Source organism: Chryseobacterium sp. CCNWLW53 (assembly GCF_037083525.1).
In the GTDB taxonomy this organism is placed as follows: domain Bacteria; phylum Bacteroidota; class Bacteroidia; order Flavobacteriales; family Weeksellaceae; genus Chryseobacterium; species Chryseobacterium lathyri.
Window position 1 is genome coordinate 112,991 of record NZ_JBAOJR010000007.1, and the last position, 21,655, is coordinate 134,645.

General features: G+C 39.1%; 20 protein-coding genes. 11 read left to right on the forward strand and 9 right to left on the reverse strand.

Annotated features, from left to right (window positions below):
• The 6 genes from ilvC to folP all read right to left on the reverse strand — a co-directional run bounded on the left by ilvC (position 1) and on the right by folP (position 7,011).
• Positions 1-1,047, reverse strand: a complete 1,047-nt coding sequence (gene ilvC / locus V6R96_RS20065) for a ketol-acid reductoisomerase (protein WP_072922848.1) — start codon at positions 1,045-1,047, stop codon at positions 1-3.
• Between the two features lie 47 nt (positions 1,048-1,094).
• The gene (locus tag V6R96_RS20070; RefSeq protein WP_336380031.1) at positions 1,095-1,376 is read right to left on the reverse strand and encodes an ACT domain-containing protein; all 282 of its coding nucleotides are present in this window, start codon (positions 1,374-1,376) and stop codon (positions 1,095-1,097) included.
• A 19-nt stretch (positions 1,377-1,395) separates the two neighbouring features.
• Entirely contained in the window at positions 1,396-3,123 is a 1,728-nt protein-coding gene (ilvB, locus tag V6R96_RS20075) for a biosynthetic-type acetolactate synthase large subunit (protein ID WP_336380032.1), read from the reverse strand.
• A gap of 7 nt (positions 3,124-3,130) precedes the next feature.
• On the reverse strand, positions 3,131-4,813 hold the full coding sequence (gene ilvD / locus V6R96_RS20080) for a dihydroxy-acid dehydratase (RefSeq protein WP_174772293.1): 1,683 nt from the start codon (positions 4,811-4,813) through the stop codon (positions 3,131-3,133).
• Between the two features lie 209 nt (positions 4,814-5,022).
• Entirely contained in the window at positions 5,023-5,895 is an 873-nt protein-coding gene (gene ilvE / locus V6R96_RS20085; RefSeq protein WP_111956168.1) for a branched-chain-amino-acid transaminase, read from the reverse strand.
• Between the two features lie 336 nt (positions 5,896-6,231).
• Positions 6,232-7,011 (reverse strand): dihydropteroate synthase, encoded by a 780-nt coding sequence (gene folP / locus V6R96_RS20090; protein ID WP_336380093.1) that lies wholly within the window; start codon positions 7,009-7,011, stop codon positions 6,232-6,234.
• Between the two features lie 512 nt (positions 7,012-7,523).
• Here folP and V6R96_RS20095 point away from each other — a divergent pair.
• From V6R96_RS20095 to tpiA, 6 genes are all read left to right on the forward strand, one after another.
• Complete coding sequence (locus V6R96_RS20095; protein WP_111956166.1) at positions 7,524-8,087, forward strand: DUF1599 domain-containing protein; 564 nt, start codon at positions 7,524-7,526, stop codon at positions 8,085-8,087.
• Positions 8,088-8,093: 6 nt separating this feature from the next.
• Positions 8,094-9,206, forward strand: a complete 1,113-nt coding sequence (locus V6R96_RS20100) for a BT_3928 family protein (protein ID WP_336380033.1) — start codon at positions 8,094-8,096, stop codon at positions 9,204-9,206.
• A gap of 4 nt (positions 9,207-9,210) precedes the next feature.
• Positions 9,211-9,891: a DUF6058 family natural product biosynthesis protein gene (locus tag V6R96_RS20105; RefSeq protein WP_336380034.1), complete on the forward strand. Its 681-nt coding sequence runs from the start codon at positions 9,211-9,213 to the stop codon at positions 9,889-9,891.
• A gap of 1 nt (position 9,892) precedes the next feature.
• Positions 9,893-10,243: a TerB family tellurite resistance protein gene (locus tag V6R96_RS20110; RefSeq protein WP_223558645.1), complete on the forward strand. Its 351-nt coding sequence runs from the start codon at positions 9,893-9,895 to the stop codon at positions 10,241-10,243.
• Positions 10,244-10,270: 27 nt separating this feature from the next.
• Entirely contained in the window at positions 10,271-12,397 is a 2,127-nt protein-coding gene (locus V6R96_RS20115; protein ID WP_336380035.1) for a S9 family peptidase, read from the forward strand.
• Between the two features lie 66 nt (positions 12,398-12,463).
• Positions 12,464-13,225, forward strand: coding sequence for a triose-phosphate isomerase (gene tpiA / locus V6R96_RS20120; RefSeq protein WP_111956156.1), 762 nt, complete (start codon positions 12,464-12,466; stop codon positions 13,223-13,225).
• 87 nt (positions 13,226-13,312) lie between these two features.
• Here tpiA and V6R96_RS20125 read toward each other — a convergent pair whose 3' ends face one another.
• From V6R96_RS20125 to dnaG, 3 genes are all read right to left on the reverse strand, one after another.
• Entirely contained in the window at positions 13,313-14,578 is a 1,266-nt protein-coding gene (locus V6R96_RS20125) for an esterase-like activity of phytase family protein (RefSeq protein ID WP_336380036.1), read from the reverse strand.
• A gap of 345 nt (positions 14,579-14,923) precedes the next feature.
• Positions 14,924-15,610 carry an ATP-dependent Clp endopeptidase proteolytic subunit ClpP gene (clpP, locus tag V6R96_RS20130; protein ID WP_047487818.1) on the reverse strand — a complete coding sequence of 229 codons (687 nt, stop codon included), beginning with the start codon at positions 15,608-15,610 and terminating at the stop codon, positions 14,924-14,926.
• 122 nt (positions 15,611-15,732) lie between these two features.
• Positions 15,733-17,715 (reverse strand): DNA primase, encoded by a 1,983-nt coding sequence (dnaG, locus tag V6R96_RS20135; protein WP_336380037.1) that lies wholly within the window; start codon positions 17,713-17,715, stop codon positions 15,733-15,735.
• A 307-nt stretch (positions 17,716-18,022) separates the two neighbouring features.
• Between dnaG and tsaE the strand changes: the two genes are divergently transcribed.
• The 5 genes from tsaE to V6R96_RS20160 all read left to right on the forward strand — a co-directional run bounded on the left by tsaE (position 18,023) and on the right by V6R96_RS20160 (position 21,571).
• Positions 18,023-18,430, forward strand: a complete 408-nt coding sequence (gene tsaE, locus V6R96_RS20140) for a tRNA (adenosine(37)-N6)-threonylcarbamoyltransferase complex ATPase subunit type 1 TsaE (RefSeq protein ID WP_111956150.1) — start codon at positions 18,023-18,025, stop codon at positions 18,428-18,430.
• Between the two features lie 68 nt (positions 18,431-18,498).
• On the forward strand, positions 18,499-19,692 hold the full coding sequence (locus V6R96_RS20145; protein WP_111956148.1) for an alanine dehydrogenase: 1,194 nt from the start codon (positions 18,499-18,501) through the stop codon (positions 19,690-19,692).
• Complete coding sequence (locus tag V6R96_RS20150; protein WP_111956146.1) at positions 19,692-20,063, forward strand: hypothetical protein; 372 nt, start codon at positions 19,692-19,694, stop codon at positions 20,061-20,063. The genes V6R96_RS20145 and V6R96_RS20150 overlap by 1 nt, the downstream gene beginning before the upstream one ends.
• 49 nt (positions 20,064-20,112) lie before the next feature.
• Positions 20,113-20,886, forward strand: a complete 774-nt coding sequence (locus V6R96_RS20155; RefSeq protein ID WP_111956144.1) for a histidine kinase — start codon at positions 20,113-20,115, stop codon at positions 20,884-20,886.
• Positions 20,861-21,571 carry a response regulator transcription factor gene (locus V6R96_RS20160; RefSeq protein WP_336380038.1) on the forward strand — a complete coding sequence of 237 codons (711 nt, stop codon included), beginning with the start codon at positions 20,861-20,863 and terminating at the stop codon, positions 21,569-21,571. Before V6R96_RS20155 ends, V6R96_RS20160 begins: the two co-directional genes overlap by 26 nt.
• The last annotated feature ends 84 nt before the right edge of the window (positions 21,572-21,655 follow it).

Here is a 21,655-nt window from a genome sequence, read left to right on the forward strand (position 1 = left end):
TTAATTGTTCTCTGGTCTGAGACTTCGGACCGTCTTCCCCGCTCTCCACATTTCGCTTTCTCTAAGCTCAGTCAGTTCTACTTCCAGTTTTTCCCTGTAATCGTGTTTGCTGTTGCTGTCGATGGAACGCTGGGCTTCATCTCCTTTGGCAACACTTTCATATAATTCTTCAAATAATGGGGAAGTAGCATCTCTGAAACGTTTCCACCAGTCCAATGCTCCCCTTTGTGCTGTGGTGCTGCAGTTCGCATACATCCAATCCATACCGTTTTCTGCAACCAATGGCATTAATGATTGTGTAAGTTCTTCAACTGTTTCGTTAAATGCTTCGGAAGGACTGTGCCCATTTTTCCTCAACACATCGTATTGGGCGGCAAATATTCCCTGTACGGCACCCATTAATGTTCCTCTTTCTCCCGCAAGGTCGCTGAACACCTCCTTTTTAAAATCTGTTTCAAATAAATACCCGCTTCCGATAGCTATTCCCAATGCAGTTACTCTTTCTCTTGCTTTTCCGGTGGCATCCTGGTATACAGCAAAACTACTGTTCAATCCACGATCCTGCAGGAACATTCTTCTTAATGATGTTCCGGATCCTTTAGGGGCAACCAGAAACACATCAACCTCAGCCGGCGGAATAATTCCTGTTCTTTCATTGAAGGTAATTCCGAAACCGTGAGAAAAATACAGTGCTTTTCCGGGAGTAAGATGCTGTTTTACTTTCGGCCAGTATTCGATCTGAGCGGCATCACTTAGGAGATAGCAAATAATCGTTCCTTTTTGCAGCGCTTCTTCTATTTCGAATAAGGTTTCTCCGGGTACAAATCCATCTGCTACAGCCTTATCCCAGGATTTTGAGTTTTTTCTCTGGCCCACAATCACATTGATCCCGTTGTCTTTCTGGTTCAGTGCCTGTCCCGGCCCCTGTACTCCATAGCCGATCACCGCTACGATCTCATCTTTTAATACTTCCTGAGCTTTATCTAATGGAAATTCCTCTCTTGTTACTACATTTTCTTCTACTCCGCCAAAATTCAATTTTGCCATTTTTTAAATTTTTATATGTTGTTAATGATATTTGATTGTTGCTTTATTCAGCTTGCGTGTGCAGCTGCGGTCAGGTATGGATTTTTATGGTAATGAACCTCAAGAACATCTACCTGTTTTTCCATCTGCCGGGTAATCTTCTGTACAGATTCTTCAGTTTCCCTGATAACGATGACAAACTTTTTTACTTTTTCAATATCGGAAGGCCCTGCATTAAAATTCACAATAGAAATTCTTCTCCTTGAAAAAATGGCATTGATCCTGCCGATCAGCCCCAGATAATCTTCTGTGTAGGCTGTTATGGTGTATTCCCTGTTTTCTGAATTCATCTTTTTCCTATTTAAATTGTTATGTCTTATTATTGGTCAGTACGATCTCTGATACGCTTTTTCCCTGAGGAATCATTGGAAAAACATTATGTTCTTTCCCGGTCATGACCTCCAGCAGAAAGGCTCCTTTATGATGAAGCATTTCACTGAGTCCTGCTTCCAGGTCTTCTCTCTCCGTCACTTTTCTTCCCGGGATTTTATATCCTTTGGCTACCTGTACAAAATCCGGACTCTGAATATCTACCGAGGAATATCTTTCCTCGTGAAAAAGCTCCTGCCACTGTCTTACCATTCCCAGATAGCAGTTATTAAGAATCAGGATCTTAATATCGGGCTGATACTGCATCAGTGTTCCCAATTCCTGGATATTCATTTGTGCACCACCATCTCCCATCACCGCAATAACATGACGGTTGGTTACTCCATAAGCGGCTCCTATTGCAGCCGGAAGGCAGAATCCCATGGTTCCTAGTCCTCCGCTGGTGATATTGCTTCTGGAATGTTTAAAGGATGAATATCTGCAGGTAGCCATCTGATGCTGCCCTACATCCGTTACGATCACAGCTTCGCCCTGAGTCATATCATTCAGGTGCCGAATCACTTCTCCCATTGTAATTTCTCCTTCGGAAGGATACAATTCGTGGCTGATCAGCTGATGATGTTCAATTTCATAGCAGTCTTTAAACTTTTGATGCCAATCCGTATGCGCTCCCGGTTCTATCAGCTGTGTTAAAAGTGGTAAGGTTTCTTTGCAGTTTCCGAGAACGGGAACCTCAACTTTTACATTTTTATTGATTTCTGCTTTGTCAATATCCAGATGGATGATTTTCGCCTGTTTCGCATATTGATCCAGTCTTCCGGTCACACGGTCATCAAAGCGCATTCCTACAGCAATCAATACATCACATTCATTGGTAAGGATATTGGGACCATAGTTTCCATGCATTCCTACCATTCCTACAGCCTGTGGATAGTCCGTTGGGATCGCACTCATTCCTAAGACCGTCCATGCTACCGGAATTCCTGATTTCTCAGCAAACTGTAAAAACTCACTCTCTGCTTTTCCCAGCATAATCCCCTGTCCGGCAATGATGAATGGTTTTTCTGCATTATTAATGAGAAAAGAAGCTTTTTCAATAGCATCCATATGGGGAACCGGATCGGGTCTGTAACTTCTCAAAGAATCACAAGGTATGTAACCTCTGTTGAACACCTTTTGCAACTGGGCATTTTTCGTAACATCAATTAATACCGGGCCGGGTCTTCCTGATCTTGCAATGTAGAACGCTTTGGCCAATACTTCCGGAAGTTCATCGGCATCGGTTACCTGATAATTCCACTTGGTAACAGGGCTGGTGACATTCATGACATCGATTTCCTGAAACGCATCGGTTCCCAGAAGATGATCAAAAACCTGTCCCGTAATGCATACAATAGGTGTATTATCCAACAGGGCATCAGCTAATCCTGTCACCAAATTGGTTGCTCCCGGACCACTTGTCGCTAATACCACTCCCACTTCTCCGGATACTCTGGCAAGCCCTTGTGCTGCATGGACTGCTCCCTGCTCATGGCGGACCAGAATATGCTCAAGCTGATCTTTATAGTCGTAAAGTGCGTCATAGATTGGGATAATAGCCCCGCCCGGATATCCGAATATTGTTTTTATCCCTTCCTGAAGAAATGCTTCAAGGATGATCCGGCTGCCGCTGATTTCTGTTTCTGTGGATACATTTAGATTCTTCATTGTCTTTTTATTGAGTGATTTCATCTGTTACACAGCCTTCTGCAGCTGATGATACGGTGAGTGCATATTTGTACAGCAATCCTTTTTTTACTTTAAGTTCAGGTTTTTGCCATCCTTTCTTTCGTTGCTCAATTTCTTCTTCGGAAACCTGGAGCTGTATGGTATTGTTGACGGCATCGATTTCAATAAGATCGTTATCTTTCACAAAAGCGATCAGACCGCCTTCATAGGCTTCAGGAGTAATATGTCCCACCACAAATCCATGAGTACCACCGCTGAATCTTCCGTCGGTAATCAGAGCAACACTTCCACCCAAGCCCGCTCCAATAAGAGCGCTGGTAGGTTTCAGCATTTCCGGCATTCCCGGTGCACCCTTAGGGCCTTCATGACGGATGACAATGACATCTCCGTGCTGAACTCTTCCGTTTTCAATTCCTTTGATCAGATCTTTTTCGCCATCGAATACTCTTGCCTTTCCTGAAAATTTTTCACCTTCTTTTCCTGTGATTTTCGCAACACTTCCTTTCTCGGCGAGGTTTCCGTACAATATTCTTAAATGTCCAGTTTCTTTGATCGGATTGGATAAGGGTCTGATGATCTTCTGCTTTGTAAAATCAAGGCTTGGAACATTCTCAAGATTTTCAGCGATGGTTTTTCCGGTAACCGTTAAACAGTCACCATGCAGTAAACCTTCTTCCAATAAATACTTCATGACAGCGGGTGTTCCTCCATGATTATGAAGATCCTGCATCAAATATTTTCCGCTTGGTTTAAGATCTGCCAATACCGGTGTGATGTCGCTCATTTTCTGGAAATCATCCTGAGTAACAGAAACGCCTACGCTTTTTGCCATTGCTATAAAATGCAGAACCGCATTAGTGCTGCCTCCAAGAATGATGATCAGACGAAGTGCATTTTCGAAGGCCTTACGGGTCATAATATCAGATGGTTTGATATCTTTTTCCAGTAATATTTTAATATATTTTCCTGCTTCAAGACACTCATTCTGTTTTTCTTCACTTAGTGCGGGATTGGAAGATGAGTACGGAAGGCTCATTCCTAAAGCTTCTATGGCTGATGACATGGTATTGGCTGTGTACATTCCTCCGCATGCGCCTGCTCCCGGACAGGAATTTTTAATCACTCCGTTGAAATCTTCTTCTGAAATTTCTCCGGCAATTTTTTTTCCTAAAGCTTCAAAGGCCGAAACGATATTAAGCGGTTCGTTCTTATAGCACCCAGGAGCTATTGTTCCTCCATAGACCATAATGGATGGTCTGTTCAGCCTTCCCATGGCGATAATGGTTCCCGGCATATTCTTGTCACAACCAGGTAATGCGATAATTCCGTCATAATACTGTGCTCCACAGATGGCTTCGATGCTGTCTGCGATCACGTCGCGGCTGACCAGTGAATACCGCATTCCGTCTGTCCCATTGCTCATCCCGTCACTTACGCCTATGGTATTGAATATTAACCCTGCAAGACCATGATTCCAGGTTCCTTTTTTTACTACTTTAGCAAGATCATTGAGATGCATATTGCAGGTATTCCCATCATATCCCATACTGGCAATACCGATCTGGGCCTTGTGCATATCTTCTTCTGTAAAGCCTATTCCGTAAAGCATTGCTTTTGCGGCGGGCTGTTCGCTGTTTTGTGTGAATGTTTTTGAATATTTATTTAACATATTATCCTGCATTTGCTGTTCTTATCCTCTCTGTGTGTATCAATAATTTCATTTTTTTGGAATTCATCACTGAAGCTTTTACTTAATTTTGGTCCAAAACTACAGCTTGTAATCTCTTTTTTATTTTCACTTTTAGGAAAACTACAATATTCAACTGTCTGAAAAATAGATACATTTATCTGATTATCAATAATTTAAATTCCTTAAATTTACAATGACAGAACTCTTACCAGTTTCTGATAGGCCTGCTGTACTTTTCCACTTGCTGTATCCTCCCAGTTTTTGGTAAAAGGAACATCATCCAAAGAATCCAGCGCTACAATTTCAGCTGCTGTACCACAAAAGAAAGCGGCATCAGCTCCTCTCATTTCTTCAGGTTTAAAGAAGGTTTCTTTAACGGGAATATTCAATTCACTGCATATTTCAAACACGGTCTGCCTTGTGATGCCCGGCAGTATGCTCCCTTTTGCGGGCGTAAATAATGTTCCGTCTTTTTCGTAGAATATATTGGCTCCCGAGCTTTCAGCGACATTTCCGTTTTCATCAAGTAAAAGGGCTTCATCGTAGCCTTTGTCTTTGGCATCCTGGCAGGCAAGAATAGAATTGACGTAGTGGCCGCCTACTTTGGCTTCCACTTTAAAGGCCTTAGGATTTGGACGTTGAAAACCTGAGGTCATGATTTTCATTTTGTCTGCGAGATAGCCGTTGCTCCATTCCCAGGCAAGCAGAGAGAGGTAGGATTTTTTTCCTTTTGAAAGAGACATATTCGGCGAACAGGTTACCAGTGGGCGGATATAAGCATCGCTGAACCCGTTACGTTCCAAAAGCTCATAGGTGAGATCTGTAAGCTCACTGACTGAATAATCAAACGGGATGTACATCAGCTCTGCTGATTTTTTCAGCCTTTCATAATGTTCTTCTGCTTTAAAAATTCTGGTTCCGTGATCCGTATTGTAGGATTTTATACCTTCAAAAACGGAATAGCCATAATGAAGTGATTGTCCGTAAAGATCCATTCCGGCCTCTCCGGCCTTGAGGAAGTTTCCATCAAAATACACAATAGTTTTGTCGTTGTAATACATTGTATAGGGTTTAAAAATTAACAAATGGGTATAAAAAAAGCCCTCTCACGATGTGAGAGGGCTCAAATATGTACAGTCATACTCTATCCTTCTCACCAACGCAAGGGAATAATAATGACGATAATAATTACTGTTAATAACTGATACATAAATTCTGAAATAAAAAAAGCCGCTTCAATATGAAACGGCTTATATAATTTTAATTAAAATATTTATAATGCCGCTTCTGTACTGTTGTTAATCACAACAATAATGCTAGAAATGACAATAATATTTTTCTGATTTGTAAAATTCATACTGCAAATGTATTCATTTTTTAATATTGAGCAAGCTTTTTTAATACTTTTTATTTTTTTCGCAAAATTGTTTGATGGTTACTGCGGTTTCAGCCACATCATGTACTCTCAGGATTTTAGCTCCCTGTTCCAAAACTGTCCTATGAAGTTTCTGCGTTTCATCATTAATGTCCAAAGGAGTTTTCCCAAGCGGCTTATAGATAAATGATTTTCTGGAAATTCCGATAAGTAAAGGGAATCGCCCAAAACCCAAATACTCCGTTTCATTGATCATTTTCATCTGATCTTCCACCGTTTTTCCGAAACCAAAACCGGGATCAAGGATGATATCTTTTACTCCTTTTTCGAGAAGTTCAGTACTCTTTTTAGAAAAATAACGATTAACTTCCAGTGTAATATCTTCAAATTTCACTTTGTCATGCATCGTCTCATAAGATGGGTTCACATGCATCAGGATGTAGGGAAGTTTTGTTTCACCCGCAACTTCAAACATGTTATTATCAAACTGCCCGCCTGAAATATCATTGATCATGTCAATTCCTTCATTAAACCCAAATTTCACGGTTTCAGCATAGAACGTATCCAGCGATATCAATGCTTCCGGAAATTCTTTTTTGATTTGGGAAATTATGTTTCCGATCCTGGCTATTTCTTCTTTACTGCTTAGAAATTCAGCATTCGGACGTGTGGATTGCGGTCCGATGTCGATGAATTCTGCCCCGTCTTTCAAAAGTGTCTCTGCATGCTCCAACGCTGATTTTTCACTGTTAAATTTCCCTCCGTCTGAAAAGGAATCCGGGGTAAGATTGAGAATACCCATAATCTTTGGGATGTCAAGTTCTACCAGTCTTCCATTGCAGTTGATAGAGTGGAAAGGTTTGAGAGTCGGAGCGTTTGAGGGTCGGAGGGTTTCGGAGTTTAAAAGCATGTCTTATTGATGATTGATAAGTGATGATATCCTGCAAAATTAAGACTTATTGTGGAATGTTGCTATTTGTCAGTTGCTAGTTACTGGTTGTCAGTTGCTGGTTGCTGGTTTCTTATTGGTTGATAAGGGCTTGTTCGGAAACGAATACTCTTTTAGATAGAAATTAAATTTAGAATCTCTTCCTTTCAAAATTTCCTGACAAGAACCAGCAACTGACAACCAGTAACAACTCTCTTACTCTCAAACTCTCCCACCCCGAATCCTACAACTCTAAAACCCACTCACCCTCCAACTCTCCCCACTCTAAAACTCTCTAACCCAAAAACCCAAACTCTGACAAAAATCAATCCCTGATTCCTGCTACCTAAAACCGAATTCGTATATTTGGGAGATTAAGAGAATTTATGTCAAAAACATCAGTACAGTTCGGGAAAGTGATCAGTCAGTGTCGTGATCTTTTCAGTAAAAAATTGCAGGATTACGGGGCAGCATGGAGGGTTTTGAGACCCAGCTCTATTACGGATCAGATTTACATCAAAGTGAACAGGGTGCGTACGCTGCAGATGACGGATAAAAAAATGGTGGATGAAAGTGAAGAGGATGAATTCATCGCGATCGTTAACTATTCTATTATCGGGCTTATTCAACTTGAAAAAGGACTTTCGAATGATTTTAATGAAAATAAGGAAGAGGTTTTAAGTCTTTACGACAAATATGCGAATGATGCTCAGGCTTTAATGGAAAAAAAGAACCATGATTATGGTGAAGCATGGCGAGATATGCGAATTTCTTCCATCACTGATCTTATTTACCAAAAAGTACTGAGAACAAAGCAGATTGAGGATAACCAGGGGAAAACTATTGTTTCTGAAGGGCTGGATGCGAACTATTTCGACATGCTGAATTACGCTGTTTTCTGCCTGATCAAGTTCTCTGAAAAAGAAAATAGTTCTGAAACTCAAAAATAAAATACTATGATCAAAGGTTTATTACGCTTTATTATTGCTGTTATCTTCATTCTTTCAGGCTTTGTAAAGGCTGTGGATCTGGTAGGATTTTCTTTCAAAATGGAAGAATATTTCGCGCCACCGGTTTTCAATATGCCGTTCCTGGAAAAATTCGCGCTTCTCTTCTCGATCATTGTGGTCGTACTGGAGCTTTTCCTAGGATTTATGCTGTTGCTGAAACTGAAGCTTAAGTTCACTCTTTCAGCGTTAATTGCCCTTTGTATCTTCTTTGGATTCCTTACTTTTTATTCTGCTTACTTCAATGTGGTAACAGATTGCGGGTGTTTTGGAGATGCGATAAAGTTTACGCCATGGCAGAGCTTTATTAAAGACATTGTGCTTCTTGCCGGTCTCATTATCCTGTTTATACTTTACAGAAAGGAATTCCGTAAAAAAGACGAATACAGCAATACTGGTACGAAAGAATCTTCCAACAAGTTCAGATATGTTCTGTTAGGCCTTTTTTCTGTGATCATGATCTACATTATGGCTCAGGGAATCATGCATGAACCGCTAATCGATTTCAGGGATTATAAGATCGGGACGAATATAAAAACTGAAAAGGAAAAAATCAATAAAAATCCTTCTGAATACAAGACTTTTTACTCTCTTAAAAACCAGAAGACTGGGGAAGTTTTAAAGGTCAACCAGGATGATTATATTAAAGAAACAAAATACTGGGCAGAGGGTTCTCCATGGAAAATTGAGGAAGGAAAAAATGAATCTGTTTTGACGAAAGAAGGGTATAAATCCGAGATCGTAAAATTCAAAATTGAAGATCCAACGGGTATGGATTTGACGGATGAAATCATCAATGCACCGAAAGCTGTTCTGGTATTCTCTTATCACCCAAAAGAAGTTTCTGCTGATCTTATTAAAAAAGTTGAAGCTAAGGTGAATGCTCAAAAAGGAGCTGTGATCTATGGTGTTTCTACGGATCATAACACTTTTAAAACCATTAAAAATGCTATGATGGACGCAACAGCTATCAAAACAATCGCGAGAAGCAATCCGTTTATACTGATATTGGAGAAAGGGAAAATTGTGGACAAGCAACCTGCAAAAGATTATATAAAATAAGGCCATGGAAAAGAATTTGAGATATATTAACGAAAATTACATTACTGAAGATAAGGTCTGTGCTGTAACAGGTATTACCAAAGATGAACTTAATATACTTATTCAAAACCATTTAGTTCCGGATGCCTCTTATGTGATTTCTCAAAATATAAAAATCACTTCATCTCTGAATGATGAATTCCAAAACGAGATCACTGAAAAATATTTCAGTAAAAATTGTATTCAACTGATTCAGGAGCATAAAAACCTGGAGAATTCTCTACAATATAAAGCTGAATTTAAAGAGAAATTCATTCGTGACTTAATGAAGCATCCCGATAAAAATTTTGCTTATCATCATATTTCGGAAAATGATCTTGAAGATCAACAAAAGATAAATGAAATTTTTGAGGATGAATGGGATGCTTATTGTAAAGGTATTTATGGAATCTGTACTCTCCATTCAACTGAAGAAGAAATCGTAAGAAAGGAAATTATTGTAAAAAAACTCATCCAATTCAACTCCCTGTTTTCTCAAAAAACACTTAGCAATGATGAAAAAGAGGAGCTAATGAAATTAAATGAAGAGTTTAACGAAGTAGCTTCAAAATTTGCACCTTATCAAAGGGAAGCAAGCAGCAGAGGAAAATATCTCGATAAAATTTTAGAACAAAATAATTTAGATCATTTAATAAAGAATTACTAATATGCAAAAATCAAATAAATCAATCGCCGGCTATCATCTTTTAATGATTCTTTCTTCTGTAGACGGAGAATTTGCTCCTGAAGAAGGGATGCTGATTCAACAGTATATGGCTGACGAATTTCCTTTCAGAATGAATCTTGACAATGAACTGGAAACCCTGGCTCTTTTACAACCTGAAGAATGGAAAGACCACTTTGAATTCCACGCAAGATGTTTCTTTGATGATTCTACAGCCGAGGAGCGCGTAAAATTCGCAGAATTTGCTAAAACACTGATCAAAGCTGACAATAAAGTCACCGATGAAGAGCATACTTTCTACAAGCTTCTGAAAAATCTGTGGAATTTGGCATAAGTCCATACCAAAAAAGCAAAATATACTATGAAAAAATTTTATCTGGGAATATTAATTATGAGCGCATCTACGATACAATCTCAAAAATTTCCTGCCCTTAAAGCTCCGATCGCTGAAAAGCAGGAACATATCCGGGAAATTCATGGTGATAAAGTAAACGATCCCTATTACTGGATGATCGATTATTTTAAAAAGGGAAAAGATTCCACGAAAGTCGTTGATTATCTGAAAGCCGAAAACAATTACTGGGAAGGCATGATGAAAGACACGGAACCTTTCAGGGAAAAGCTTTTCCAGGAAATGAAAGCCCGCATCAAGGAAAAAGATGAATCTGTACCTGTTTTTGAAAACGGATACTATTATTATACCCGTACAGAAGCCGGAAAACAATATTTTAAATACTGCAGAAAAAAGGGAAGCCTTACCGCTCCTGAAGAGATCCTTCTGGATGTGGATAAGCTTGCGGAAGGACATGCTTATTATTCTGCAACAGGCTTCAGCATCAGCCCTGACAACAGTAAACTGGTATATGGTGTTGATGATGTTTCCAGAAGGCAGTATACTTTATTCTTAAAGGATTTAAAGACCGGGAAAACGACCGATCTTGGCATTAAAAATACAGAAGGTTCCGCAGAATGGGCCAATGATAATAAAACCATTTTTTACACAGAGAATAATCCGGTAACCCTTTTGTCTGAGAAAATCAAGAAACATACGCTGGGAACCGATCCAGGCAAAGATGTGACAGTTTACGAAGAAAAAGATAAGACCAATTATATTTCAGTATATAAATCCAAAAATCACAAATACCTTCTGATCTATTCCGGTGCTACCACTTCTTCTGAAACGAGATATCTTGATGCTGACCAACCCAACGGAACATTCAAGGTTTTTCAGCCGAGAATGAAGAATGTATTGTATACGATCACGCCTTTGGAAGACAAATTCCTGATCAGAACGAATAAGGATGCGCTTAATTTTAAAATAGCGGAAACTCCTTTGGATAAGACAGGTGTAGAGAACTGGAAAGATTTCATTCCGCACAGAAGCGATGTTTTAATGCAATCTGTAAGTGCCTTTAAAAATTATCTGGTTTTCAGTGAAAGACAGAACGGGCTTACCCAATTGGTTATTTATGACAGAAAGACCGGTAAAAAGGAAGCACTGACATTTGAGGAGCCGGCTTACACCATTTCTTCACTGGAAAATCCTGAATATGATACAGACAATTTCCGTTTCGGGTATACTTCAATGATTACGCCTGTTTCTCAGTTTGAGCAGGATTTAAAGACTGGTAAAAGAATACTACTGAAACAGCAGGAAGTTCTTGGTGGTTATGCTAAAGATGATTATACTACTGAAAGACTTTTTGCAACGGCAAAAGACGGTACGAAAATTCCAATCTCCATTGTTTATAAAAAGGGATTCAAGAAGGATGGAAACAGTCCGCTGCTTCTTTATGCATATGGATCTTACGGAAGCTCGATGGATGCTTCTTTCAGCAGTACTAGACTGAGTCTTCTGAACAGAGGTTTTGCTTTTGCCATCGCTCACATCCGTGGCGGACAGGAAATGGGAAGACAATGGTATGAGGACGGAAAAATGATGAAAAAGAAGAATACTTTTACCGATTTCATCGATGCCGGAGAATATCTTGTTAAGGAAAAATATACCTCTCCAAAGCATCTTTATGCACAGGGCGGCAGTGCCGGAGGCCTTTTGATGGGTGCTGTAGTGAATATGAGCCCGAATTTATGGAATGGCGTTATTTCGCAGGTTCCATTCGTTGATGTTGTCAATACCATGCTTGATGAAAGTATTCCGCTGACTACCAATGAATATGATGAATGGGGAAATCCGAATAATAAAGAGGCATATTTCTACATGAAATCATATTCCCCCTATGAAAATATTGAAAAGAAAAACTATCCTAACATTTTGGTAACTACAGGGCTGCATGATTCTCAGGTACAGTATTTTGAGCCTGCAAAATGGGTATCCAAGCTTAGGGATATGAAAACTGACAAAAACGTATTATTATTAAAAACTGATATGGATTACGGCCACGGTGGTGCATCGGGAAGATTTGATTATCTCAAGGATATTTCTCTGGTGTATGCTTTCATGTTTAAACTAGAGGGAATTACTAAATAATATCGTGCAGATTATTACTTAATAAATTTGCAATATAATATCAACAAATAACATTTTAATAAGACTATGAGAAGAAAAATAGTTGCAGGAAACTGGAAAATGAATAAAAATGTCATTGACGCACAACAGTTGATGATTCAATTACTGAGCTATAAAAACAATAACACCACCAACTGCGAAGTATGGATTGCACCGCCTTCCTTATATCTGATGATGGCTAAAGATATCTTCGAAAAGGATGAGATCGGTGTATTTTCTCAGGATATGAGCGAGCATGAAAGTGGTGCTTATACCGGTGAACTTTCTGCAGATATGCTGGAATCTATTGATGTAACCGGTTCACTGATCGGACACTCTGAAAGAAGACAGTACCACGGTGAAACAGATTCTCACTGCAACAGAAAGATAAAATTAGCGCTTGATAAAGGTCTAATTCCCGTTTATTGTAATGGTGAAACGCTTGAGCAGAGAAAAGCGGGACAGCATTTCGAGGTGGTGAAAAACCAGACTGAAGTTGCTCTTTTCACCCTTTCTGCTGAAGAAATTAAAAAAGTAGTGATCGCTTACGAGCCTGTTTGGGCGATCGGAACAGGTGAAACAGCTTCTCCGGAACAGGCTCAGGAGATCCACGCACATATCAGAAGCATCATTGCCGCAAAATACGGACAGGAAGTTGCTGACGAAGTTTCTATTCTTTACGGAGGTTCTGTGAAGCCGGATAATGCCAAAGAGATTTTTTCTCAGCCTGATATTGATGGCGGATTAATCGGAGGTGCGGCTTTAAAACTGGAGGATTTCTCTAAAATTATTGAGGGATTCAATTCATAGGTTTTGGCTAAATTCCTATTTAATTTACAAATATACAATCAAAAGCGGCGGCATCTTCGATGCCGCCGCTTTCTTAAAAAAATCTAATTATTGAATATCGACTACATACATTGTTCCTTTGTCTACTTTCCCTGTTTTAGGAAGAATCTTGGCTTTTGGATTTCCGTTTCCGTCATCTAAGATTCCAAAATCATCATCATTGAAGACGGCCAGTTTATTATTTCCCAAATAAACGATTCCTTCAAATTTATCATGCTCATATCCTAATTTTGCCACCAAATCCACAGCTAAAATTTTGGACACCGGCTTGATTCCAGCATTTGTAATTTCATCCCAGGTAGACTGTTCTAAAGTTTTATTGTTAATCTTCATTCCGTCAACCGCTGTAATATCGGTTCCGTTTACATCTGAAGCGCCGGCTATATTAATCCTGTATACTTTTTTAGTGCCACCCTGCGACCCGTAATTCCCGTCTCTTTCGATCACAAGGAATTCTGTACTGCTGATGGCCGTAATATCGCATACCGAGTCTGATCCACCGCCATTTTGCTTATACAGATACTGTTTTGTCTGTCCTGTCGCAATATCGAAGGTGACAATTCTTGTTAAAGTTGTATTGGTTGCCAGAGCCTTTGTTGGGACATACATGGTAGACTGTATTGTTCCTACCAGTGTTTTTCCGTCCGGAGTGATGCACAAGCCTTCCATTCCTCTGTTAGCTCTTCTTTTGGCTAAAACGGCAGGAAGTTTACGTGGTCCTGTATTGACTCCTATCGGACTTATTCTTTCCAGTTCTACCCCATCTGCATTGTAGTGAACAATATGTGGTCCATATTCATCCGAAACCCAGAACGTTCCGTCTGCTGCTGCCACAATACTTTCGCTGTCCAGTCCGTAATTATCTGTTCCTAAAACATTTCCTGATGAATCATAGGCCGTTTCACCAGTACTTCCCATTCCTGCAGGATTGGGTAAGCCTGTAATCGGTTGGCCGGAAGGGTTTTTCAGCTTAATATATTTAATGACCTCGATATTTCCTTCTGCATTGATCTTAAAATGCATGATGGTAGGCGTAAAATTCGGGGCAGAAAATTTCTTCCCATTCAGGTAGTCTGTATTCGGGCCACGATCGGTGATCACATAAAACTCTCCTTTTCTGGTCGGATGTGCCGCTGCACCTGAACCAAAGCCGCCGTTAATTACATCTACACCATTGACCGTTACTAATTTGGAGAAGGGAAATTCCTGAGGAAGTTTAGCATAATTGATATCCTGGTTATTCATCTGGTTGTCATCATCTTTACATGATGCAAGCACTGTGAATACGATCGCCGATAACAGCAGTTTTTTCATAATTACTTTTATGCCGCGAAAATATACATTGATTGTAAACTGATCTTGAATTTAATAATAATTGTATTTTAACAATACATTCTAAAGAGTATTCATTGTTAATCGTTTTTAACCACCCCGTAAAAAATTCTCTGAATTTTTGCCACCCCTCCAGTGGAAGGGAATGTGATCCGACGAATTTTTCGTCAATATCAAAATCTTTGATTTTCATAAGAATTAAGTGATCTTTTCTTCAAAGCTTTTAAACTTAAAACAACTAAAGTGTTTAAAAACTTTTGTCTCTTTTGTGGTAAAACAAAAAAACGCACCGAATCAGTGCGTTTTCAATTATTCCTAAAAAGGAAATTATTTTTTCTCTGTAGATCTCTGTAAAACTTCGTCTACCATTCCGTAGCCTTTTGCTTCTTCAGAAGTCATCCAGTAATCTCTGTCAGAAGATTTCTCTACCCATTCGTAAGTCTGCCCTGAGTGGTGACCAATGATTTCGTAAAGCTCCTGCTTCAATTTCAACATTTCTCTTAAGTTGATCTCCATATCTGAAGCTACTCCCTGAGCACCTCCTGAAGGCTGGTGAATCATTACTCTTGAATGCTTAAGCGCAGAACGTTTTCCCTTTTCTCCTGCTACAAGTAAAACCGCTCCCATTGAAGCTGCCATTCCTGTACAGATTGTAGCCACATCCGGCTTAATGATCTGCATCGTGTCATAGATTCCTAAACCTGCATAAACGCTTCCGCCCGGAGAATTAATGTAGATCTGGATATCTTTCGATGGATCTGCACTTTCTAAGAATAAAAGCTGTGCGGTTACGATGTTCGCAACCTGATCGTCAATTCCGGTTCCTAAGAAGATAATTCTGTCCATCATCAGACGCGAAAATACGTCCATCTGGGCAACGTTTAATCTTCTTTCTTCCATGATATATGGCGTAAGATTCGTTGGACCATACATTCCCATATACTGATCGGTAACCAGACCGCTGTTTCCTAAATGTTTTACAGAGAAATCTCTGAAGTCTTTTTTAATGTCCATATTTCTATTATGTATTATTAAATATTTTTTTCGAAGTTTAAATTACAACTTTTATTCCTAAAATTTTATAGGACTTTTTGTCACAGAATAGCCGTCTGATCATCAGTATTATGTCTGTAAATTTATCGTTTCCTATCAATGTAGATTCCTTTGATTGGTGAATATTCAATAATATTGCTCAATCTGATAGATGCTTGTTTCAACAGGGTAATCTTTTTAATCAGTTCATAATATTTTGTCTCATCAGAGCCTCTGTATTCATCCAACTGTCGTGCTGTTTCTTTAATCAGATAATCTATATACCTGTATTTGTGCAACAGAACATCACCTTGCACCTGTTCTGCTATTTTATCGCCGTAATTAGGAGGATAAATGTTTCTGGAACCCCAGTTCTCCAATTCATCAGGAGGCATCAGAGCATCCACTACTTTAGTGGTGATCTCTTCATCCATGAATGTCACAAAAAAGTTTCCGCTTCTCAGCTCGTCTTTCTGAATACCTTCCTTTACCTGATCAATGATAATTTCATTGCCTTTTACTAAAAAACTGTACTGCTCTTCTTCAAAATGCATCAGGATTTCTTCAATAACCGTGATCTGGTATTCCTCATTTTTTTCATTGGTTCTTTTCAGAACGATATCTCCGAACATCAGCATATGGTCTACAAGTTTGCTTTCCATAAACAGAACATCGTACAGATAAGGATCTTCCTTTTCCTCATTCAAAGGTACAATCTCCAGTTTTGGCTGAACCTTTTCTTTCTGTTGCTGAACATGCTGATGCTGGTTCTGTGTGATCTGTTTCTGAACATCCAGCTCATTGAAAAGACTCTGCTCCGAAAGTCCGAATTTATTGGAAACCTCCTTCAGATAAACTTCTCTTTTTAAAGCATTCTGAACAAAACCTACGGATTTTACAATATCTCTGATCGCTTCAGCTTTTTTAATCGGATCATTTCCAACTTCCCTTAAAAGAATTTCAGCTTTAAAATCAATAAAATCCTTCGCTTCATTTTCAATGAATTTCTCAACATATTCCTGCGGATGTTTTCTGGAAAAAGAATCCGGGTCATCACCATCCGGAAACAGCAGGACACGGATATTCATACCTTCGGTCAGAAGCATGTCAATACTTCTGAAACTGGCTTTGATCCCCGCATTGTCGCCGTCAAAAAGAATCGTTACATTCTCAGTAAGTCTTTTGATGAGTTTGATCTGCTCCGTTGTCAGAGACGTTCCGGAGCTCGCCACTACATTCTCGATCCCTGCCATATGAAGGGCAATCACGTCCATATAACCTTCTACAAGAAGGCAGATATTTTTTCGTGAAATAGCCTGTTTACTCTGATTTAGGCCATAAAGTACATTAGACTTATGGTAAATTTCCGTTTCCGGAGAATTCAGATACTTGGCCGTTTTGACGTTATTTTTAAGAATTCTGGCTCCGAACCCTAAAACCCTTCCCGAAAAACTGTGAATCGGGAAAATAACCCTTTCCCGGAAACGGTCGATCCCGGAAGGTGTATTCTCAGGAAATATGGAAAGTCCTGATTTCTCAAGGATTTCCTTCGAATACCCTTTTTCTTCAGCATACACTGTAAAGGCATTTTTCTTTTCCGGTGAATATCCGAGCTGGAATTTCTTTATGATATCATCCTTAAGCTCACGTTCTCTGAAGTAAGCCAGACCAATATTTTTTCCTTCTTCCGAATCCCAAAGAATATCCTGATAATAGGAGTTGGCAACCTCATGAATTTTATACAGCTGATCTTTTTCCGTCTGTGCATGTTTTGCCTCTTCAGAAAATTCCCGCTGATCTTCTTCAATTTCAATTCCATATTTTTTAGCGGCGTGACGAAGGGCTTCAGGATAGGTGAAATTCTCGATTTCCATAAGGAAAGAAATGGCCGTTCCCCCTTTTCCTGTTGAGAAATCTTTCCAGATCTGCTTACTGGGCGAAACGACAAAACTCGGAGATTTTTCCTCATGAAAAGGACTGAGTCCTTTAAAATTAGACCCTGCTCTTTTCAGCTGAACGTACTCTCCCACTATTTCTTCTACCCGTATCGTTGAGAAAATTTTATCTATGGTCTGTTTGGAAATCATAGTGTAAAAATAAGTAAATTTATAGAGATGGAGAAAGTGTTTTGCATTCGAGTCGGAGTGTTTTAGAGTCGGAGAGTTTTAGAGTTGGAGTGTAGGAGAGTTTTAGGGTTTGAGAGTTTTTCAGAGTTTAACAATGACTATATTAAATATGAAAAACAAATATTTCTACAATTAACAAACAAAAAACCATATTTCCCACAACAACCGGCCACTCTATCATATTCCTACACTCCCACCCTAAAACTCTCCCACTCTCAAACCTTCCCAGTCTCCAACTAAATTGCTTATTTTTGCACAAATTACTTTTATGCAGTTCACTATACAAGAGATCAAAGACTGGCAGGAAGTTGTCGATAAGATTATTCCTGACTTAAAGCATAACATTCTTCTTTTAAAGGGAAACCTGGGCGCAGGAAAAACAACATTTACTCAGTTTCTTCTTAAAAATATGGGAAGTAATGATGAAGTCAATTCTCCTACCTACTCTATTGTCAACGAGTACAGCACACCGGAAGGAAAAATTTATCATTTTGACCTTTACCGTTTAAAAAACATTGAAGAAGCGTACGACATTGGCATCGAAGAATACCTGGATAATGCTTTTTTATGTATCATAGAATGGCCGGAAGTGTATGAAGAAGAGCTCCACGGGCTTAACTACCACACAATGAGCATCGTGAATACAGGGGACGAAAGAGAAGTTTCATTCGAGTAAATATTATGTATCTTTGCTTATTAATTCATTGTAAAATAACAACCTGTAAGACCTAATTTAATTAAAGAATGAGTACTACAAATATTTTTACTCCTTTCACTGAAGAAGAATTGATGCCGAAGGAAGAAAAGTTGGAGGTTATAAAGAAAGGAAAACAGTTCAGCATTGGAATTCCTAAGGAGACCTGTCTTAACGAAAGGAGAACATGCATTACTCCGGATGCAGTACAGGTATTGGTAGAACACGGTCACGAGCTTATTATAGAAGCAGGTGCCGGAGAAGGTTCTTTTTTTACAGATCTTCAGTATTCTGAATCCGGGGCAAAGATCACCAATGATCCCAAAGAGGCTTTCGGACAGGATCTTATCTTAAAGGTCAACCCTCCTACAGAAGAAGAAATAGACTATATGAAACCCAATACGTATTTGGTTTCAGCTCTTCAGATCAACCTGAGGGACAAAGATTATTTCTTAAAACTTGCAGAGAGAAAGATCAATGCCATTGCTTTTGAATTTATCGTAGATGAGTATAAGCAGCTTGCCTTAGTAAGACTGATCGGTGAAATTGCAGGGACAGTTTCTATTTTATACGCGTCAGAACTTCTTGCTCTGTCAAACGGCTTAATGCTGGGTGGCATTACAGGAGTAAGACCAGCAGAAGTTGTTATTTTAGGAGCCGGTATCGTAGGCGAATTTGCCACGAAAGCTGCTATCGGGCTTGGAGCCAGTGTAAGGGTTTTTGATAATTCACTTTCAAAGTTGAGAAGGCTTCATACCTTAGTAGACAGCCGTGTTCCGACTTCCATTATTGATCCGAAAGAATTGAGTAAAGCTTTAAGACGTGCAGATGTTGTTATCGGTGCTCTTCCAAGATTGAATATGACCCCGATCGTTACTGAAGAAATGGTCGCAAAAATGAAAAAAGGAAGTGTTATTATTGATATTACGATCGACAACGGCAAGGTAATCGAAACCTCTGAGCTTACGACTATGGATAATCCTTATATTATCAAACACGGCGTAATCCACTGCGGGCTTCCGAATCTTACGTCCAGAATGCCGAGAACGACAACAAAAGCCATCTCCAATTTTTTCCTTTCCTATATCCTGAATTATGATGAAGAAGGAGGTTTCGAAAATATGCTGATCCGCAAAAACGAAATGAAGCAGAGCCTGTATATGTACAAAGGAAGACACACCAAAAAAGTGATCTGCGACCGTTTCGGACTTACTTACCATGATATCAATCTTTTAATTTTCTAATGAAAAAAGTTAAATTCTTTTTAATAGGCCTTATTCCGGGTCTGATTCTTGTATTTTTTATTCTAAACAAAAAAGGGGCGAGCTGCAGCGGATATCTTCCCAACAGCCGTGTGATTGCAGAAACCCTGTCCAAAGAATTCAAGTATTCTGAAGACGTTAAAAACGGGATGAGTACTTATAAAATTGATGAAAAATTTATAAAAGACAGTATCATTACCAAAGGAAAAATAGATTTCGACAGAAGTCACGCACAGAAGAAGCCTTGTCCCGACTATGTTCTAACCTATCCTGAGAAAAATCCTTCTTATGAGATCACCTTTGAAAAGTGTGAGGAAACGGTTAATGTAAACAGTCTGAAAAAACTGAAATAATCCTAAAGATCTTTTACTAAATTTGTATAAGATCATTAAAGCTATTTTTATGGAAGGCAATTACTACATGATCCACGATTATCTGATATTCATTGGAGTTTTTGCTATTTTCTTCCTGCTTACGGTCAGTATTTACCTTTTCAGCCAAAACAGCAGGATTAAGAAGAAAAATATCCGCCTTTCCGAAACCAACAGGATTATCGAACAGAAACTGAATGAGGTTCAGCTGGAACATATCGGTACGAAACTGAACCCCCATCTGTTTAAAAATATTCTTAATTCTGTGCAGTCGCATGCTTACCAAACCTATATGTCTCTTGATAAACTTGCGAATGTTCTGGATTATATCCTGTACGAAAGCAACAATAAATTTGTCAGCCCCAAAGAAGAACTAAACTTCGCCCTAAGCCTCATCGAAATCAATAAAATAAAGATCAATCCCCTTTTTGATTTCAGGATCAAATCAAAGATCAATAAGTCTGATGTGGTATATGAAGAAAAAGTCTTTGCCCCGCTGATCTCCGTTGATCTTATTGAAAACGCCTTTAAACATACTGATTTTCTGGCCCAGGATTCTTTTATTTCAATCTATCTGGAGCTTGAAAACAGCATTTTCACCATGAAAGTAAGCAACAAAGCTTCATTGAAAAATATTCTTGAAAAGGAAAACAGCGGTTTCGGAAGCCAGTCACTGGATCAAAGGCTTAAAATGATTTACAGCAATCATTACCAGCTGGAAAAAAGTTCGAAAAACGGTATCTTCACGGCAGAATTACAAATCAATTTAGGAGAGTTCTATGATAAAATGCGTTATTCTCGATGATGAACTGCTGGCAATCAGCTATTTAAAACTTCTATGCGAACAGATCGAAAATGTAGAAGTGGTAAAAGCATTCAATGATCCTAAAATTTTCCTGAGCGAAATAGACAATATCGACTGTAACCTCTGCATCCTGGACATTGAAATGCCGGGGATGACAGGACTCCAAGTGGCAGAGCTCATTTCCGGTTCCAAAAAAATCATTTTCACGACCGCTTACAAAGAATATGCAGCAGAAGCTTTCGACCTCAATGTAGTCGATTATGTCAGAAAACCCATCAAAAAAGAAAGACTGATCCAGGCCTTTGAAAAAGCAAAAGAACTGGTAGACATTCCTCATAAAAAGGATTTGATTGAATGGAACACCAACATCGGCAGAACCGTGATTTTTACTGAACAGATCGCTTATATTAAAACCTCAGAAATCGATAGCCGCGACAAAGATATTATTCTGAATGACGGAACCACGATCGTCTTAAAAAACCTCAGCTTTAAAAACCTCCTTGAAATGCTTCCTCCAAAGGATTTTGCACAGGTGAATAAAAAAGAGATCATTGCCCTGTCTTCCATCAAAGTGTTTTCTACCAACGAAATTATTACTACAATTCAATCGGATGGCGATAATTTTCTTAAGCTCCAGATCGGAGAAGCTTATAAACATTCATTAATGGAATTGTTCCGAAAGTAGATCTTTCAGACATTTAAGGTTTCATTGCAGAATCTGGTGGTTTCATTACACCCTCCCACTTTACATTAGCTGTACAGCGTATTT

Excerpts from the sequence above, each read along its gene's own strand:
- V6R96_RS20155 (WP_111956144.1), top strand. The coding sequence starts at position 20,113 with ATGGAAGGCAATTACTACATGATCCACGATTATCTGATATTCATTGGA.
- V6R96_RS20115 (WP_336380035.1), top strand. The coding sequence starts at position 10,271 with ATGAAAAAATTTTATCTGGGAATATTAATTATGAGCGCATCTACGATA.
- V6R96_RS20125 (WP_336380036.1), bottom strand. The coding sequence starts at position 14,578 with ATGAAAAAACTGCTGTTATCGGCGATCGTATTCACAGTGCTTGCATCA.
- V6R96_RS20110 (WP_223558645.1), top strand. The coding sequence starts at position 9,893 with ATGCAAAAATCAAATAAATCAATCGCCGGCTATCATCTTTTAATGATT.
- dnaG (WP_336380037.1), bottom strand. The coding sequence starts at position 17,715 with ATGATTTCCAAACAGACCATAGATAAAATTTTCTCAACGATACGGGTA.
- V6R96_RS20150 (WP_111956146.1), top strand. The coding sequence starts at position 19,692 with ATGAAAAAAGTTAAATTCTTTTTAATAGGCCTTATTCCGGGTCTGATT.
- tsaE (WP_111956150.1), top strand. The coding sequence starts at position 18,023 with ATGCAGTTCACTATACAAGAGATCAAAGACTGGCAGGAAGTTGTCGAT.
- ilvB (WP_336380032.1), bottom strand. The coding sequence starts at position 3,123 with ATGAAGAATCTAAATGTATCCACAGAAACAGAAATCAGCGGCAGCCGG.
- ilvC (WP_072922848.1), bottom strand. The coding sequence starts at position 1,047 with ATGGCAAAATTGAATTTTGGCGGAGTAGAAGAAAATGTAGTAACAAGA.
- clpP (WP_047487818.1), bottom strand. The coding sequence starts at position 15,610 with ATGGACATTAAAAAAGACTTCAGAGATTTCTCTGTAAAACATTTAGGA.
- V6R96_RS20100 (WP_336380033.1), top strand. The coding sequence starts at position 8,094 with ATGATCAAAGGTTTATTACGCTTTATTATTGCTGTTATCTTCATTCTT.
- V6R96_RS20160 (WP_336380038.1), top strand. The coding sequence starts at position 20,861 with ATGATAAAATGCGTTATTCTCGATGATGAACTGCTGGCAATCAGCTAT.
- V6R96_RS20095 (WP_111956166.1), top strand. The coding sequence starts at position 7,524 with ATGTCAAAAACATCAGTACAGTTCGGGAAAGTGATCAGTCAGTGTCGT.
- ilvD (WP_174772293.1), bottom strand. The coding sequence starts at position 4,813 with ATGTTAAATAAATATTCAAAAACATTCACACAAAACAGCGAACAGCCC.
- folP (WP_336380093.1), bottom strand. The coding sequence starts at position 7,011 with ATGGGTATTCTCAATCTTACCCCGGATTCCTTTTCAGACGGAGGGAAA.
- ilvE (WP_111956168.1), bottom strand. The coding sequence starts at position 5,895 with ATGTATTACAACGACAAAACTATTGTGTATTTTGATGGAAACTTCCTC.
- V6R96_RS20145 (WP_111956148.1), top strand. The coding sequence starts at position 18,499 with ATGAGTACTACAAATATTTTTACTCCTTTCACTGAAGAAGAATTGATG.
- tpiA (WP_111956156.1), top strand. The coding sequence starts at position 12,464 with ATGAGAAGAAAAATAGTTGCAGGAAACTGGAAAATGAATAAAAATGTC.
- V6R96_RS20105 (WP_336380034.1), top strand. The coding sequence starts at position 9,211 with ATGGAAAAGAATTTGAGATATATTAACGAAAATTACATTACTGAAGAT.
- V6R96_RS20070 (WP_336380031.1), bottom strand. The coding sequence starts at position 1,376 with ATGAATTCAGAAAACAGGGAATACACCATAACAGCCTACACAGAAGAT.